We start from the raw sequence: 15,172 nt of genomic DNA on the forward strand, positions 1-15,172 counted from the left end.
GCGTCATGTCTTGATCAGCCCGGCGCCGTGCAGGGCGTCGGCCGCGACGGCGACGGTGTCGAACGGCAGCCCGGACCGCTCGGCGACGTCCAGCAGGCTGTGCTCGCCGTCGGAGAGGCTGAGCACCCAGAGCATGGCCATCTGGGCCTGCTTCGCGTCGCTGCGGCCGCCGAGCGACTCGTACAACCCGCGTCGGCCCAGCTGTGGTTCGCCGTAGGGGCTGAGGTTCACGTACCGCCGGTTGCGGTCGAGCACGGCGAACGCCTCGCGGCAGACGGCGAGCGTGTCCGCCATCGCCTCCGGGGTGACGAAGTCCGGGTTGTCCGCCGAGGTGTGGTACTCGGGGTACCCGGCGTACGGGGTCCGGCTGAGCGAGCCCACCCCGAGATCGAACCCGGGCGAGCAGTACTGCCGCTCGTCGTAGCCGTACGGGGTGAACTCGCTGACCTCGTGGGGTCGTTCGGATGCGGCAAGGACGTGCCGCATCACCCGGTCGATCTCCGCGTCGCCGCGTCTGCTCTTCTTGTACGTCAGCTGGCCCGAGTCGCCGGCGCAGGCCAGCACGAGGCCGTGCTTGACCCGTTCCACCCGCTCCGCGTTGCGGGCCAGCCAGGTGATCGCCCCGATGGTGCCGGGCGCGTAGATGAACCGGTAGGTGTAGTACGGCGTCTGCTGTGCCAGCGCCCGGGCCAGGAACGTCGCCACCGCGATGCCGGCCAGGTTGTCGTTGGCCAGCGACGGGTGGCAGACGTGGCAGGAGACGATCACCTCGTCCGGGACCTGACCGGCAATCACATGCTCGGCGTAGGTGAGGTGGCCGTCTTCGAGCGTGGAGTCGACGCGTACCTCGTAGTCGCCGTCCGGCAGCGCGTCCAAGGTCTCCTGGGCCAGGCAGAAGCCCCACTCCGGCTGGTAGTAGCTGGTGCGGTACGGAACCCAACTCGGGTGGTCCGGCAGGGTGTGCAGGTGCGCGCGCAGCTCGGACAGCGGCATGGTGGCCGACACCGGCACGCTGTAGCCGAGCACGTGCAGGCTGGACGCGGCGAAGTCGACGACCCGGTGGCCGGCGGTGTCGGCGACGTAGGCGTCCCGGATGTTCCACTCCTGCGGCACCGTCCAGTCCAGCACCTGTGTCCCGGTCGGTACCTCGTGCACGTGCAGCGGGACGTACTCGCCGACGATCTCCAGGGTGGCGCGCACTCCGTCGCCGGTGATGCTCCGGCAGAGCGGGTACAGCCGCTCCACCAGCGTGTGCATCTCTGCGCCGACCGCGGTCATCCGCGCCGCCGCAGGGTGGCGTCGACGGTGTCGGCCTCGGATGCCGCGCGCAGCACGGCGAGGCGGGTGAAGCGCCGCTCGAAGTCCTCCCGGGTCAGCCCGAACGTCCGGTAGGCGTCGGCGAGTTCGAGGGCGCCCCGCTTCACCGTCCACTCGCAGTCGAAGCCGGGTATCGCGGCGCGGAACCGGGAGAAGTCCACCCGGTACGACCGCGGATCGGCACCGGTCTCCCCGGTGATCACCACCTTCGCGCCGGACACCGCCTCGGCGACCTGTTCCGCTATCTCGGCGACCGTGACGTTGTTGGTCTCGCTGCCGATGTTGAACGCCCGGTCGTGCACCGCTTCGCGCGGCGCGGTGAGCGCGGCCGTGAAGGCGCGTGCGATGTCGGCGGCGTGCACCAGCGGGCGCCAGGGGGTGCCGTCGGACAGCACCAGCACCTCGCCGGACAGGAGGGCGTGGCCCACCAGGTTGTTGAGCACGATGTCGGCGCGCAGCCGGGGCGAGTAGCCGAAGGCGGTGGCGTTGCGCATGAACACCGGGCTGAAGTCGCCGTCGGCGAGCGCGTGCAGGTCGTCCTCCACTCGCACCTTGGACTCCGCGTACGGCGTCACCGGGCGCAGCGGGGCGTCCTCGGTCACCAACTCGTCGCCGCCGGCGGCGCCGTAGACCGAGCAGGTCGACGCGTACAGGAAGCGCCGCACTCCGGCGTCGCGGGCCAGCCGGGCCAGCCGTACGGACGCGTGGTGGTTGATGTCGTAGGTGAGCTCCGGCGCCAGCGATCCCAGCGGGTCGTTGGAGAGCGCGGCCAAGTGGATCACGGCGTCCACCCCGGCCACGTGGTCGGCCGTGACGTCGCGCAGGTCCACCCGCGGCCCCGGCGGGTCCGCGGGCGCCGGGCCCAGCACGCAGTCGGCGAACAGGCCGGCGTCAAGACCGACGACCTCGTGCCCGGCGGCCGCGAGGACCGGGGCCATCACGGTGCCCAGGTAGCCCTGATGTCCGGTCAGCAGTACGCGCAAGGTTCAACCCCCCAGGTTGAGCGTGAGTTTGGTGACGGCGAACGCCTCGGCGTAGCGCGCGTGGCATTCGATGCCGCGGATCCGGGCAAGACCGAGGAAGGCCTCGCGGTCGTACCAGGGCCGGTGCCGCTGCGAGGGGTAGTGCTCCTGCAGCAGCCGTACCTTCTGTTCGGCGATCTCCGGCGACAGCGGCTGGTACGCCGCCGGACGGCCGAGATCGCCGTCCCACTTGACGATCTCGTAGCCGAGCACGAGGTGGTCGCGGAACGCGGTGGGCAGCAGCCGCGCCAGGCCGCGGTGATCCTGGTGCGCGTCATCGGTACGCGGCGCAAGGACCAGATCCGGGTCGGTCTGCACGCGCAGCTCCTCGACCGCGGCCTTGGCCTCGTCCCAGTGTGCGGGCATCCGGCCGTCCGGCAGCTTGAGCACGGTCAGCCGCAGGTCGGCGCCCGGGCAGAAGGCGGCCAGCGCGGCCCGCTCCTCCCGCTCCCGCTCACTGCCGCCGCCGGAGAGCACCAGGGCGTCGACGCGGATACCCGGTCGCGCGAGGCACAGCGTCAGCAGCGTGCCGCCGGCGCCGATGGCGATGTCGTCGCAGTGCGCGCCCACCGCGACGATCCGGTCCAGGGGCCTGGCCCCGAGCCGGATCACGCCCTCGCTCCGGTACTCGCGCTGTCCCGCTCCCACACGGCCCACGGGCGGTCGCCCCGGGCGTACGCGTCGTCGAGCGCGGCCCGCTCCTTCACGGTGTCGGTCGGCTTCCAGAAGCCACGGTGCTGGTGCGCCACCAGTCGGCCGCGCTTGGCCAGTCGGGCGCATCCGTCAGCGACCAGGTCCCCGTTCTCCGGGATGTGGTCGAAGACCTCCTGGCGGAGCACGAAGTAGCCGCCGTTCTCCCACAGCGGCAGTTCGCTCACCGCGGTGATGCCCCCCACCAGGCCGTCCTCGCCCAGCTCCACACAGTGGAACGAGGACTGCGGCGGCACCACCATCATCGACGCACCGGCGTCCCGCCGGGCGAACCGGTCGATCATCTCCGGCAGCGGGGCATCGGTGAGCACATCGGCGTAGTTGGCGAGGAACATCTCGTCGCCGTCCAGGTGGTGCCGCACCCGGCGCAGCCGCTCCCCGATCGGTGACTCGATGCCGGTCTGCGCGAACGTGATCGTCCAGTCGGCGATATCGGTGGACAGCAGCTCGGTCCGCCCGCCCCGCAGCACGAAGTCGTTGGACGTCGTCTCCTCGTAGTTGAGGAAGAAGTTCTTGATGTGGTGCGCCCCGTACCCGAGGCACAGAATGAACTCCGTGTGCCCGAAGTGCGCGTAGTAGCGCATGACGTGCCAGATCAGCGGACGCGGGCCGACCATCGCCATCGGCTTGGGCACGTCGTCGGAGGCGCCGTTGCGCATCCGCATCCCGTAACCGCCGCAGAACAGTACGACCTTCATGCCTTGACCTCGACAATGCTCAGTTCCGGGATGGGGAGGACCAGTCGGCCGCCCCAGTCGTGCACGAAGGACAGCTGCTCGACCAGCTCGGCCCGCAGGTTCCACGGGAGGACGAGCACGTAGTCCGGTCTGTCGGCGGCTATCCGCTCGGGCGGCAGGATCGGGATGCGGGTGCCCGGGGTGAACCTGCCGTGCTTGTAGGGGTTGCGGTCGACCGTGTACGGGAGCAGGTCGGGCCGGATGCCACAGTGGTTGAGCAGGGTGTTGCCCTTGCCCGGGGCGCCGTAGCCGACGACCGTCTCGCCCCGCTCGGCCGCCTCGATGAGGAACCGCAGCAGGTCCCGGCGCACCTTGGCCACCCGGGCGGAGAACTCGGTGTACCCGGACAGCTCCTGCAGCCCGGCGGCCTTCTCCCGGTCCAGCACGTCGGCCACCCGGCGGCTCGGCTCGCCGGCCACCTCGGCCGGGCGGGCCCACAGCCGGATGGAACCGCCGTGTGTGGGCAGCAGTTCGACGTCCACGAGCGCGAGTCCGCCGCTCGCCAGCGCCCGGGTCGCGGAGGCGACCGTGTAGTACTGGAAGTGCTCGTGGTAGATCGTGTCGTACTGGTTCTCCTCGATCAGGGTCAGCAGGTGCTGCACCTCGATGGAGACCCAGCCGTCGTCGGCGACCAGGGCGCGCAGCCCCCGGGTGAACCCGACCACGTCGGGGATGTGCGCGTACACGTTGTTGGCCACGACCAGGTCCGCCGGGCCGTGCTCGGCGCGGACGGCCGAGCCGGTCGCCGGATCCAGGAACTCCGTGAGCGTGGGCACACCCGCGTCCCGCGCCGCGGCGCCGACGTTCACCGACGGCTCGATGCCGAGGCAGCGGATCCCCCGGTCCACCACGTGCCTCAGCAGGTACCCGTCGTTGCTCGCGACCTCGACCACGAAGGCGTCGGGGCCGAGACCCACCCGCTGTACGGCGTCGGCGACGAACGTGCGCGCGTGCTCCACCCAGGAGGTCGAGTACGAGGAGAAGTACGCGTACTCCTTGAACGTCTCCTCCGGCGTGATCAGCGGAGGGATCTGCGCGAGCCAGCAGTCGGTGCAGACCCGCAGATGCAGCGGGTACGCGGGTTCCGGCTGGTCCAGTTGGTCCGCGGCGAGAAAGCTCTCACATGGTGGCGTCGCCCCGAGATCGACGACGCTCGCCATCGCTTCCGAGCCGCAGAGTCGGCATCGTGTCATCTACTGTCCCCATCCCCCCGCTCGCGTGGGTGCCCCCTCCGCGAGCCAGTGCTTTTGTCCCCTACCGGCGGCGGGCTGTCCCCGCCCCGCCGGACCGACCCGCGATCGCGGTGCGGTACCCCTCCTCCAGGCGCTCCAGCCCGACGGCCGGGCTGAAGTCCCGTTCGTAACGGCGCCGGGCCGCCTGGCCCATCTCCCGGTTGCGGGCCTGGTCGGCCGTGATCCGGCGCAGGCAGGACGCGAGCGAGGCGGGCTCGCCCGGCCGGTGCAGCAGTCCAGTCACTCCGTCCTCGACAAGTTCGACGAAGGCGCCGTGACCGGCGGCGACGGCCGGGACCCCCGCCGCCATCGCCTCCACGACCACCAGGCCGAACGCCTCCAGCCACGTGGAGGGAGCCACCACGGCGACCGACCGCGCGAGGGCCTTCCGGCACTCCGCCGGGTCGTACAGGCCGACGTACCGCACGTCGTCCCGGCCCGCCGCCCAGGCGGCCACCTCTCGCTCCAGTGGCCCCGCGCCGGCGACCACGAGCGGCACGCCCACACCGCCGTCGGCGGCGATCCCGTCCCACGCGGCCATGAGCAGCCGCACGCCCTTGGCCTCCGCGAGCCGGCCGAGATAGAGCAGATGCTCACCGACGCCCTCTCGGCACGTGCCCGGCTCCGGGACGAAGTTGTGCTTCACCGCCAGTCGCTCGGCCGGCATGCCGGCCCGCACCAGGACATCGCGCTGCGCCGCGGAGATGCAGAAGAACCGCTCCACGCCGGACCACCACCGCCGCCGGTTGACCGACAGGCTGACCGCCAGCGGCACCGTCGCCAGCCGGGAGCTCCGGTAGCAGCCGTGCCGGACGGCGGGCAGCGGCGCGGACCCGACGCACTCGGTGCACGGCCGGCCGTTCCGCTGAAGTGTGCCGGGCGGGCAGACCTGGGTGTAGTTGTGCAGGGTGGCGACGGCGGGCACACCGGCGTCGGCGCAGGCGGCCAGCACCGCGGGCGACAGGAGCGGGAAGACGTTGTGGATGTGCACCACGTCCGGCCGATGGTCGCGAAGCCGGGCGGCGAGCTCCGCGCGGACCGCCGGGTTCCACGGCACCAGCAGCGGTACCGCGGCCTTGCCCAGCAGGGACCGGGCGGCGATGTCGTCACTGCGCCGCTCGAACACCTCGACCCGGTGGCCTGCCCCGCGCAGCAGTGCCACCTCCTGGTCGACGACCTTGTTCTCCCCGCTCGGCTGCGCCGAGGCGTAGCGGTTGTGCACTACGAGGACGTGAACGCCGTGCATGGTCAGGTCACCTCCGATCTCCGGGCCCATCGCGGGATGTGTTGTCGAGGGACGTCGGGCACCGAGAGGGGAGTGGCCGCGGCAGGTGCCGCCAACAGTGAGGCGGCCACGGCGAGATGCAGCAGATACGGCGAGGCGTCGCCAAGACCGGCCTCGGTGTACGACGCGATCGCGCAGTAGCTGATCAGGAAGATCGCGCAGGCCCTCGACAGCGATGGTGGCCGCAGCAACGCGACGCCGCCCAGCACGATGATGATCGCCGCCACCAAGGCGACGCCGGTCATACCCTGCTCGTGGTAAACGGCCAGCCAGCTGTTGTCGATCGGCAGCCCGCCGAACGACTTGTCGCCCAGGCCCATGCCGAACAACTCCTCCGAGGTGGTCCGGGGGGCTGCGAGGAGGGCGTCCCAGACCTTGGCCCGACCGGTGAGACTGGAGAAGTTCTCCTTGCTCTGTCCGCGCAGGAACCACGCCTGTAGCGCGGAGGCGAACGCCACCGCGGCCACCATGGCGCACAGCACCGCCCAGGCGAAGAACCGGCGGGCGGCGGCGCTGGTCAGGACGAGCGAGCCGATCGCCACCACCAGCCCGATGAGCAGGCCGAGCGTGGCCGTCCGGGTATGGGTCAACGCGAGCAGGACGAGTGACGGCACGATGACCACCGCCGCGCTGCCCTTGGTGGTCCGGCGGCCCAGTACGAGCAGCACGGTGAGCCCGATGATCACCGCGGCGTACTGTCCGATCTGCGGCGGAGTGAGCGGCCACAACGCGCCGACCAGCCGCCCGCCGTAGAGCTCGGGCATGGCGGCGCCCGGCGAGATGAGCAGGCCGGCGGCCACCGACCCGAGCACCGCGAAGTACATCCGGATGTGGCGCCGGACGAACGTCAGGCCGCCGTCCCACCAGCGGCTGAGCAGCCACAGCGTGCCGACGAAGAGAGCCAGCCGGGCGCAGCGGAACAGCGCGCCGAACCCGGACTCCAGGTTCGCGCTGGAGATCACGCTCGACACCAGCAGCAGGGTGAGCAGGAACACGAAGGCGCTGGCTCGGATGCGCAGCCGGAGATTGACCGCGAGCGCCAGCGCGAACGCGGCGACCAGGGCGCCCATGGTGACCATCTGGATGAGGGAGCGGGGCAGCGGGATGATGGTCTTCGCCCCCGCGGAGCCGAGCGTGTTGAGGACCAGCAGCCCCCAGACTGTCCCGACGACCTTCGACGTGTGGTCCGTGTGGTCCGTGTGGTCTGGGCTCATCTCAACCACCGTCCCGTGCGCGGAAGGTGCTGCCCGCGTCCTGCTGGTACGGCGTACCCTGCCACTGCCCGGAGTCGAGTATCCGGCTCGGGTCGTGGGCGACGAATTTCCATGGTCCGAGGTAGACGTTGTCGTGCCAGCGGTTGTGCTGCTTGCGGGTGATCGCCTCGGCCACCCGCTCGCCCTGGTACGGCGACCAGTCCGGATAGGTGCCGTAGTTGGCCAGCACCGCCATTCGGTCGCACTTCACCGTGCAGTCGACGACGGACTTGTCCAGCACGAAGCGGTTGCCGTGGATGTCCACCCGCTGCGTCTTCCACCGGCAGGCGGCGTAGAGCGGTGCGGTGGCGATGGCCGGCTGTGCGCAGCGGTCGGTGTTCTTCACCAGCAACGTGCAGTCACCGGACGAGGTGTTGGCCGGGCTGTTGCAGAACCGGTCGGCGTTTTCCCACAGGATGATTCCGGACCAGTTGTTCTCCAGCACGTTCCGGTAGATCTCGATCTTGTCCGTGCGGGCTCGGATCCGTGGTTCGCCGCCGGACTCGGACAGGTAGATGGTCGCGAGCGGGAAGGGGTCGCCGCGGTCGGCGTACCTGCGGCCCTCGACCCAGTTGTTCCGCCGGATCGTGTTCTTCCGGATGACCGCGTTGTAGCTGGTCTCATAGATCAGCGCGGCGCCGTCGTTGGCCTCGAGCACGTTGTCCTCGATGCGGAAGTCGTTGTTGTTGGTGTCCGCCCATAACCCGGCTCCGCGGTTGTCGTGCACCCAGTTGCCGCGTACGTCGGCGCCGTTGACGGCCCAGAACTTGACGCCTCCGGTGCAGCCGCAGCCCTTCCGCCGCCGCTCCCAGTCGCCGGTGTTGTTGCCCACGATCTCGTTGCCCTCGACCACCAGGCCGCTGATACGGCCGTCGGCCTTGTACGCGTTCATGCCGTACTGACCGTTGCCGCGCAGGCAGCTGGCGCGGACCCGCTGGCGGGCACCGGCCATCAGCCCGGCGCCGGAGTTGTGCTGGATCGTCGCGTGCTCGATCACCCACCCGTCGGCCGAGTCATGGTTGACCACGCCCTCGTTCTGCGGCGCGACGAAACCCTGCACGGTCAGATAGCGGATGGTGACGTCGCGGGCGGTGCCGCCGAACGCGTACTGGTTGGTCTTCCGGCCGTCGAGCACCGCGCCTGGCGCGCCGAGGTAGCTGTTCCCCTCCTTGGGGATGACCTGGGCGTAGCGGTCCGGCTCGAGCCGGTGCTTGCCCGGTCGAAGCCAGAACGTGGTGTTCGCAGGGCTGCTCTTGGTCTTCGCAGCCAGGTCACCGGCGACCGCGGGGTCGACCGTCACCGCGCCCGCCGGTGCCTTCGCCGGACCGGCCGCGGGCTTGGCGCACACCCGGGCCACGGACGTGGATGGCGCGGCGGTCGGTTTTGGCCGCGCGCCCGGTGTGCTCTCACAGCCGGCCGCCGCCAGCAGGGCCAGCGCCAGCGGTGCCGCCGCCAACGCCCAGTGCCGCCTCTTGGTCCCCACGCGCCCCCCTAGCCGCGGAACCTGAGTACGGTGGTGAACTCCCCCAACAGCGCAGTGCCGTCGGTGAAGCCGGTGCCGACCAGCGCGGTGGTGGGTTCCTTGCGTCCGAAGCCGGCGGAGTACCAGCCCAGCGGTGGGTCACTCTCGCCGCGATGCGCCCGCCAGCACAGCTGCCCGGGCAGGTCGAGCGCCGCGGAGCGGTCCTCGCCGTCCCGGGTCCAGGTGAGCACTGCCCGGTTCCCCACCAGGTCCGCGGCGATCGCCGGGCCGAGGTGGAACGCCAGGCGCACGGCCCGGCGCGGGCCGCGCACCTCGTCCACCACCCTCAGCTCGTGGCTCGCGGCCGTCAGCTCCACCCGGCGGCGGTGCGCGGAGGGCTGGTAACCGTCGTGCTCGGCGCACCAGCGTGCTGTCCCCCCGTCGGAGGCGTCGGATGTGTCCGCGGCCAGGACGCGGCTGCGGGCATGCCGGGTCCACAGGAACGGGCCGCCGGAGACGGACTGGTCACCGCCGTCCAGTTGCAGGGTGTTGTGGCCGAGGGTCGACCGGAAGTACTGCCGCCACTCGGGCTGCCCGTGGTAGCAGAACGTCCCCGGGTCGGCCAGCACGTCGACCCCGTCGTGCCGGACCTCCACGGACAGCGCGTCCGCGTGAGCATGCGCGGCGATGGACAGGAATCCGTGCGGACCACCGTCGCAGCGGCACCAGATCTCTTCCGGACCACGCAGGATGGTGAGCCCTGCGTCGGCGAAGTGCGTCGGTCGGCTTGCCGGGCGGGTCACGTCCGGTGCGGTTCCCTTTTCCGCGTACGGCCGGATGAGCGCGGCCAGCAGCGGGGTGCGCACATCGGTCCCGGTCACCGCCGGCCACCAGGCGAGCCGGCCGAACACGGCGTCCCCGGTGGCCAGCAGCGAGGCCCAGCGGTCGGTGCCCGCGCCGTCCACGACCAGACCGTGCCCGTCGTCCGCGTCCCCCTGACGCGGCGGCCGCAACCGGCTGTCCACGATGGCCGCGAGCGCGTCGGTCATCCGCAGCAGCACCAGCCGGACCGACGCGGGGACCGGCACGCCGGCGGTATCCGCCTCGGCCACCGCGGCCAGGCCGAGCTCCAGCACCAGTCCGTGGTACTCGGTGGCCAGCTCGCGGTTGAGCCCGGAGTCGAAGGTGTTGCCGCGCAGATGCCGCTCCAGCGACCGCAGCGCGTCGGCTCGCAGACGCGCCGAGGAGGGGAACCACCCGAACGCGCAGGCCGCGGCCAACTGCCCGGCGGCCTCGGCGATGACGTGGTTGTTCGCCGAAGACCCCCGGCTGGGGAAGGCGGCCAGCCAGCGCTGGTGGTGCCAGATCTGGTTCAGCGCCACCGGGTTGTCCTCGAACAGCCCGGCCGCGCCCGGCCAGCCGTCGAGCAGCCGGCGGATCCACACCCAGGACAGCAGCCGGATCCCCAGCTCGATGCCGCTGGTCCAGTGCACTCCGCGCAGCGGCGCGTTGGCCGCCCACCAGGACCGCAGGTGCTCAGCCGCTCGCTCGGCGTACCGCTCGTCCCCGGTGATCGCGTAGGCGGCGGCGAGCACGGTGAGGTACTGATGCCGGGACAGCTCCCAGATCTGCTTGATGTCCCCGACCGCGTCCTCGTTCCGGTAGGGCACGTCGAAGGCGTAGCCCCACGGAGCCCGGCGCCCGGTCTTCGGGTCGTACCACCAGTCCGGGTCGGCCAGGTCGTCGCGGTCCACCCCGAAATACTCGGCGTGCCCGGCCATCAGCCGGTCCGCCTCGGCGATGAGCCGTTTCGCGGCGTCCGGTGGCACCGCGGCGATCGCCCCTGCGGGCAGTACCGCGGTGAACCGGGCGCCGGTCACGCTCGGGCAGTCCGGCCGCGCCGACCGCCACCGCCGTCTGCGCACCGCGTCGCCCATCCGGCCGCCGACCTCCCGCGGTCCCATCCGGGACAGCCGCCGCAGGTACCAGCCCGGACTCCCCGAGCTCACCGTCATCGCGCCCTCGCCAACGTCACCGGCGCGCCGCCGGCCAGGCCGGCCTGCACGGCGAGGGTGGCCGCCGTGGTGGCGACCAGCGATTCCAGCGGCACCGGCATCGGCCCGCCGGTCCGCACGGCCTTGATGAACGCGGACAGCTCGGCGGACTGGCCCTTGTCCCGGGCCTTGGGCAGCCGCGAGCTGACCCAGCGCTGAGGGCCGTACACGGCGGCGCGGACGAAGTCGTCGAGCCGCAGCACCTTGCCGTCCGCGATCAGGTCCAGCGTCTCCTTGGGGAAACCGGGCGATCCGGTGGTGACGTAAGCGATGGTGGCGGTGGACCCATCCGGGTAGCGCAGCACGACCTGTAGATCCTCATTGCCGGGCGTGGCGACCGCGTACACCGAGACCGGGTCGGCCTCGAGCAGCCAGCTCGCCGTGTCGATGAAGTGCCCGCCCTCGCCGGCGAACCGCGTGCCCTCGGTGCCCTGCCGGAGGTACCAGCTGCCGTGCTCGAGGCGGCCCGCGTTGACCAGGTAGCGGAGGCTCGCCGGACCGGTCCGGGCGCCGAACCGCTTCCTGGCCTCCTGCAACAGCGGCGCGAACCGGCGGTTGAAGCCCACTTGGAGCCGGTCGTTGCCGGACTCCTCCACCGCCGCGAGCACGCCGGACAGCTCGTCCTGGTTCAGTGCCAACGGCTTCTCCACGAACACCGCCTTGCCGGCCCGCAGCGCCCTTTGGGTCAGTTCGGCGTGCGAGCTGTGGCGGGTGACCACGAACACCGCGTCGATGGACGGGTCGCCGAGCACGGCGTCGAGATCGGTGGTCGCCTCGGCGAAGCCGAACTTCCGCTTCGCGTTGGCCGCGGACAGCGCCGTCGTGGTGACGACCGTGGCCAGCTCGACGCCGTCGCGCCGTTCCAGGTGCGGCAGCAGCATCGACGTCGCGTAGTTTCCCGCGCCGACGAACGCCAGCCGCACCGACGCATTGGCGTACCGGGCCCGGGTGGATACTCCGCCGCCGCGTCGCACCGCGGGCACGGCCACCACCGGGGCCTCCGCTTCCACGGCGTGGTCGGGGTGCCCGGGATACCGGAACAGCACGGCCACGGCCTTCAGGTCGCCGTCCTTCAGTCGCTGGTACGTCTCGACGGCGTCAGCGAAGTCGGCTGTGTGGGAGACCAGGGGCTCCACGTCCACGCGGCCGCGGGCGAGGAGATCGAGGAAACACGCCAGGTTGCGGCGCTCGGTCCAGCGCACATAGCCGATCGGGTAATCCCGGCCCTCGAGCTCGTACTCCGGGTCGTAGCGCCCGGGGCCGTAGGAGCGGGAGAACCGGACGTCGAGCTCTTTCTCGTAGTACGCGTTCCACGGCAGATCCAGGCGGCACTTGCCGATGTCGACGACCCGGCCGCGGTCCCGGCTCAACCGGGCGGCCAGCTCGACGGGCTGGTTGCTGCCGCCGCCGGCGGCCAGGTACACCTGGTCCACGCCGTGACCGCCGGTGAGCTCGGCGACGGAGTTCTCCACGGCCGCGGAGGCGGGATCGCCGCAGGCCGCCGCGCCCAGGCGCTCGGCGAGCTCGCAGCGCACCGGGTCGGGATCGACCCCGATGACGCGGACCCCCGAGGCGGCAAGGAGCTGCACCACCAACTGCCCGATCAGCCCGAGGCCGATGACCAGCGCCACGTCGCCGAGTTGCGGCTCGCCGCGGCGGACGCCCTGCATCGCGATCGACCCGACGGTGCCGAAGGCCGCGTGGCGCGGCGCGAGGCCGTCCGGCACCGGGGTGTAGAGGTTCTTCGGCACCCAGTTCAGCTCGGCGTGCAGCGCGTGCTCGTTGCCGGCGCAGGCCACCAGGTCGCCGGCCTTCACATCGTCGATCCCGGTGCCGACCTGCTCGACCACCCCGCACAGCGAGTAACCCAGCGGCGTGTACGAGTCCAGCTTGCCCATCACCTTGCGGTAGGTGGCGGGCAGCCCGTTGGTGGCCACGCTCTGCACGACCTTGGCCACCTGGTCCGGCCGGGAACGGGCCTTGCCCAGCATCGACATGCCGGCCTCGGACACCTTCATGAGCTCGGTCCCGGTGGATATCAGCGAGTAGGCGGTGCGGACCAGCACACCGCCCGGCTTGCACCCCGGTACCGGCACCTCGAGCACCGCCAGCTCGCCGTTCTTGTAGTTCTGAACAACCTGTTTCACCCGAAGTCCTCTTGTCTCTACGCCGTCAAGGGGGAGTTCTGGCCGGACCCGGAGGTCGCGCCGCGATACCAGTACTCGAGGGTCAGCACATGCCACAGATGCTTGGAGAAGTCCCGCTGCCCCGCGGCGTCCTCGGCGACGAGCCGCGCCAGCGCGTCGCGGCGCAGGAAGCCGGAGCGGACGAGCATGCCGTCGTTCACCACCTCGCGCACCAGCGGTGCCAGATCCCGGCTCATCCAGGCGCGCAGCGGGGCGCTGAACAGGCCCTTGGGCCGGTACACGATCTCCCGGGGCAGGATCGAGCCGGCCGCCTCCTTGAGGACGGCCTTGCCCTGCCGTCCGACGATCTTGCGATTGCCCGGCACGGCGAACGCCGCCTTCACCACCTCGACGTCCACATACGGCACCCGCACCTCGGTCGACGCGGCCATGCTCGACCGGTCCGTGTACGTGAGGTTCAGGCCCGGCAGGAACATCCGGGCGTCGCCCAGGCACATGCGGTTGACGAAGTCGTCGAGGTCATTGTCCTGGTAGATGTCCGCATGCTCCCTCAGCACGTCCTCGACCGTCCCGGCCAGGTCCGGATCGACCAGGGCGAGCAGCTCGTCCTGGTCGTACATGGTGTAACTGCGCCGGAACGCGGTCTCCTCCGGCAGATCGGCGAAGGAGAGGAACCGCTTCGCGAAGCGCACCGACCGGTACCCCCGGCGGGCCGTGGCGACCGGCAGCCGGTCCACGGTCGCGGACAGGCCGCGCCGCAGGGGCCGCGGGATGCGCTGGTAGCGCAGCGCGAGCAGGTTGGCCAGGTGCTTGCGGTAACCGGCGAACAGCTCATCGGCACCCATCCCCGAGAGCATCACCTTGACCCCGGCCTCCCGGGCGGCCGAGCAGATCAGGAACGTGTTGATCGCGGCGGGGTCGCCGATCGGCTCGTCCAGGTGGTACGTCATCCGCGGCAGCAGGTCGAGCACATTCGGGGCGATCTCGATCTCGTGCAGGTCGACGCCGAACCGCTCGGCCACCTGCCGGGCGTAGCGCAGGTCGTCCGGCATCGCCTCGAACCTGGCGTCCTCGGCGCGGAACCCGATCGTGTAAGCGGAGATCCCAGGCTGGTGGCGGGCCGCCAGCGCGGTCAGATAGCTGGAGTCGAGACCGCCGGAGAGGAAGGTCGCCACGGGTACGTCGGAGAGCATATGCCGCCGGGTCGACTCCTCGACGATGGCGGCCAGGTCCGGCTGTTCACCGCTCCGGGCCCGCTCCCGGGCCTCGGCGGCGACGTCCTTCAGGTTCCAGTACCGGCCGCGCTCCACCCGGCCGTCGGCCCGGCACCTGAGCCAGCTCCCCGGCGGCAGCTTCTCCGCCTCGCGGAACGCGCAGCGCGAGTCCGGCACCCAGTAGTACAACAGCGAGGCCACCAGCGCCGTATGGTCCACTTCCAGCGACCCGCCGGTCACGGCGGCGAGCGCCTTGAGTTCGGAGGCGAACACCAGACCCTCGCCGCGCCGGAGCAGGAACAGCGGCTTGATGCCCAGCTGGTCGCGGGCGAGCACCAGGTCACCGGTTCGCTCGTCGAAGATCGCGAACGCGAACATGCCGCGCAGCCGGGGCAGGCAGTCCGTCCCCCAGCGCCGCCAGGCCTCGAGGACCACCTCGGTGTCGGAGGTACCGCGGAAGCGCACCCCCGCGGCCGTCAGCTCGGCACGCAGTTCGGGCGCGTTGTACAGCTCGCCGTTGTACGTCAGGGCGAGGCCGCCCGAGACCATCGGCTGGGCGCCGGTCCCGGACAGGTCGATGATGGCCAACCGACGGTGCCCGAGGTGCACTTCGCCGCCACCGGCGGAGTGGCTGTACCGGCCCGCCGCGTCCGGACCGCGGTGGGCGAGGGTATCGGTGAGCCGGTCGGTCACGACCTTCCCGTCCGGCCATCGGTACGTGCCTGCGATGCCACACAT

General features: G+C 71.4%; 11 protein-coding genes. All 11 read right to left on the reverse strand.

The window, feature by feature from the left end:
* Positions 1 to 3: 3 nt before the first annotated feature.
* Positions 4 to 1,278, reverse strand: a complete 1,275-nt coding sequence (locus tag HUT19_RS34075; protein ID WP_176184114.1) for a DUF4910 domain-containing protein — start codon at positions 1,276 to 1,278, stop codon at positions 4 to 6.
* Positions 1,275 to 2,300: an NAD(P)-dependent oxidoreductase gene (locus HUT19_RS34080; protein WP_176184115.1), complete on the reverse strand. Its 1,026-nt coding sequence runs from the start codon at positions 2,298 to 2,300 to the stop codon at positions 1,275 to 1,277. The genes HUT19_RS34075 and HUT19_RS34080 overlap by 4 nt, the downstream gene beginning before the upstream one ends.
* Positions 2,301 to 2,303: 3 nt before the next feature.
* Positions 2,304 to 2,951: a PIG-L deacetylase family protein gene (locus tag HUT19_RS34085; RefSeq protein ID WP_176184116.1), complete on the reverse strand. Its 648-nt coding sequence runs from the start codon at positions 2,949 to 2,951 to the stop codon at positions 2,304 to 2,306.
* On the reverse strand, positions 2,948 to 3,748 hold the full coding sequence (locus HUT19_RS34090) for a glucose-1-phosphate cytidylyltransferase (protein ID WP_176184117.1): 801 nt from the start codon (positions 3,746 to 3,748) through the stop codon (positions 2,948 to 2,950). Before HUT19_RS34090 ends, HUT19_RS34085 begins: the two co-directional genes overlap by 4 nt.
* Positions 3,745 to 4,980: a class I SAM-dependent methyltransferase gene (locus HUT19_RS34095; RefSeq protein WP_176184118.1), complete on the reverse strand. Its 1,236-nt coding sequence runs from the start codon at positions 4,978 to 4,980 to the stop codon at positions 3,745 to 3,747. The genes HUT19_RS34090 and HUT19_RS34095 overlap by 4 nt, the downstream gene beginning before the upstream one ends.
* Positions 4,981 to 5,041: 61 nt before the next feature.
* Positions 5,042 to 6,295, reverse strand: coding sequence for a glycosyltransferase (locus HUT19_RS34100; RefSeq protein ID WP_176184119.1), 1,254 nt, complete (start codon positions 6,293 to 6,295; stop codon positions 5,042 to 5,044).
* A complete protein-coding gene (locus tag HUT19_RS34105; RefSeq protein ID WP_176184120.1) occupies positions 6,268 to 7,518 on the reverse strand; it encodes an O-antigen ligase domain-containing protein in 1,251 nt (416 codons plus the stop codon). The genes HUT19_RS34100 and HUT19_RS34105 overlap by 28 nt, the downstream gene beginning before the upstream one ends.
* Position 7,519: 1 nt before the next feature.
* Entirely contained in the window at positions 7,520 to 9,040 is a 1,521-nt protein-coding gene (locus HUT19_RS34110) for a right-handed parallel beta-helix repeat-containing protein (protein ID WP_176184121.1), read from the reverse strand.
* Between the two features lie 8 nt (positions 9,041 to 9,048).
* The gene (locus HUT19_RS34115; protein ID WP_176184122.1) at positions 9,049 to 11,034 is read right to left on the reverse strand and encodes an alginate lyase family protein; all 1,986 of its coding nucleotides are present in this window, start codon (positions 11,032 to 11,034) and stop codon (positions 9,049 to 9,051) included.
* Positions 11,031 to 13,220, reverse strand: coding sequence for a bi-domain-containing oxidoreductase (locus HUT19_RS34120; protein WP_176184123.1), 2,190 nt, complete (start codon positions 13,218 to 13,220; stop codon positions 11,031 to 11,033). The genes HUT19_RS34115 and HUT19_RS34120 overlap by 4 nt, the downstream gene beginning before the upstream one ends.
* Positions 13,221 to 13,237: 17 nt before the next feature.
* On the reverse strand, positions 13,238 to 15,172 hold the full coding sequence (gene asnB / locus HUT19_RS34125; RefSeq protein WP_176184124.1) for an asparagine synthase (glutamine-hydrolyzing): 1,935 nt from the start codon (positions 15,170 to 15,172) through the stop codon (positions 13,238 to 13,240).

The organism is Streptomyces sp. NA02950, from assembly GCF_013364155.1.
GTDB lineage: Bacteria > Actinomycetota > Actinomycetes > Streptomycetales > Streptomycetaceae > Streptomyces.

Bases quoted from the DNA above. Each gene is read 5' to 3' on its own strand.
- HUT19_RS34075 (WP_176184114.1), bottom strand. From the start codon at position 1,278: ATGACCGCGGTCGGCGCAGAGATGCACACGCTGGTGGAGCGGCTGTAC.
- HUT19_RS34090 (WP_176184117.1), bottom strand. From the start codon at position 3,748: ATGAAGGTCGTACTGTTCTGCGGCGGTTACGGGATGCGGATGCGCAAC.
- HUT19_RS34100 (WP_176184119.1), bottom strand. From the start codon at position 6,295: ATGGGCCCGGAGATCGGAGGTGACCTGACCATGCACGGCGTTCACGTC.
- HUT19_RS34115 (WP_176184122.1), bottom strand. From the start codon at position 11,034: ATGACGGTGAGCTCGGGGAGTCCGGGCTGGTACCTGCGGCGGCTGTCC.
- HUT19_RS34105 (WP_176184120.1), bottom strand. From the start codon at position 7,518: ATGAGCCCAGACCACACGGACCACACGGACCACACGTCGAAGGTCGTC.
- asnB (WP_176184124.1), bottom strand. From the start codon at position 15,172: ATGTGTGGCATCGCAGGCACGTACCGATGGCCGGACGGGAAGGTCGTG.
- HUT19_RS34095 (WP_176184118.1), bottom strand. From the start codon at position 4,980: ATGACACGATGCCGACTCTGCGGCTCGGAAGCGATGGCGAGCGTCGTC.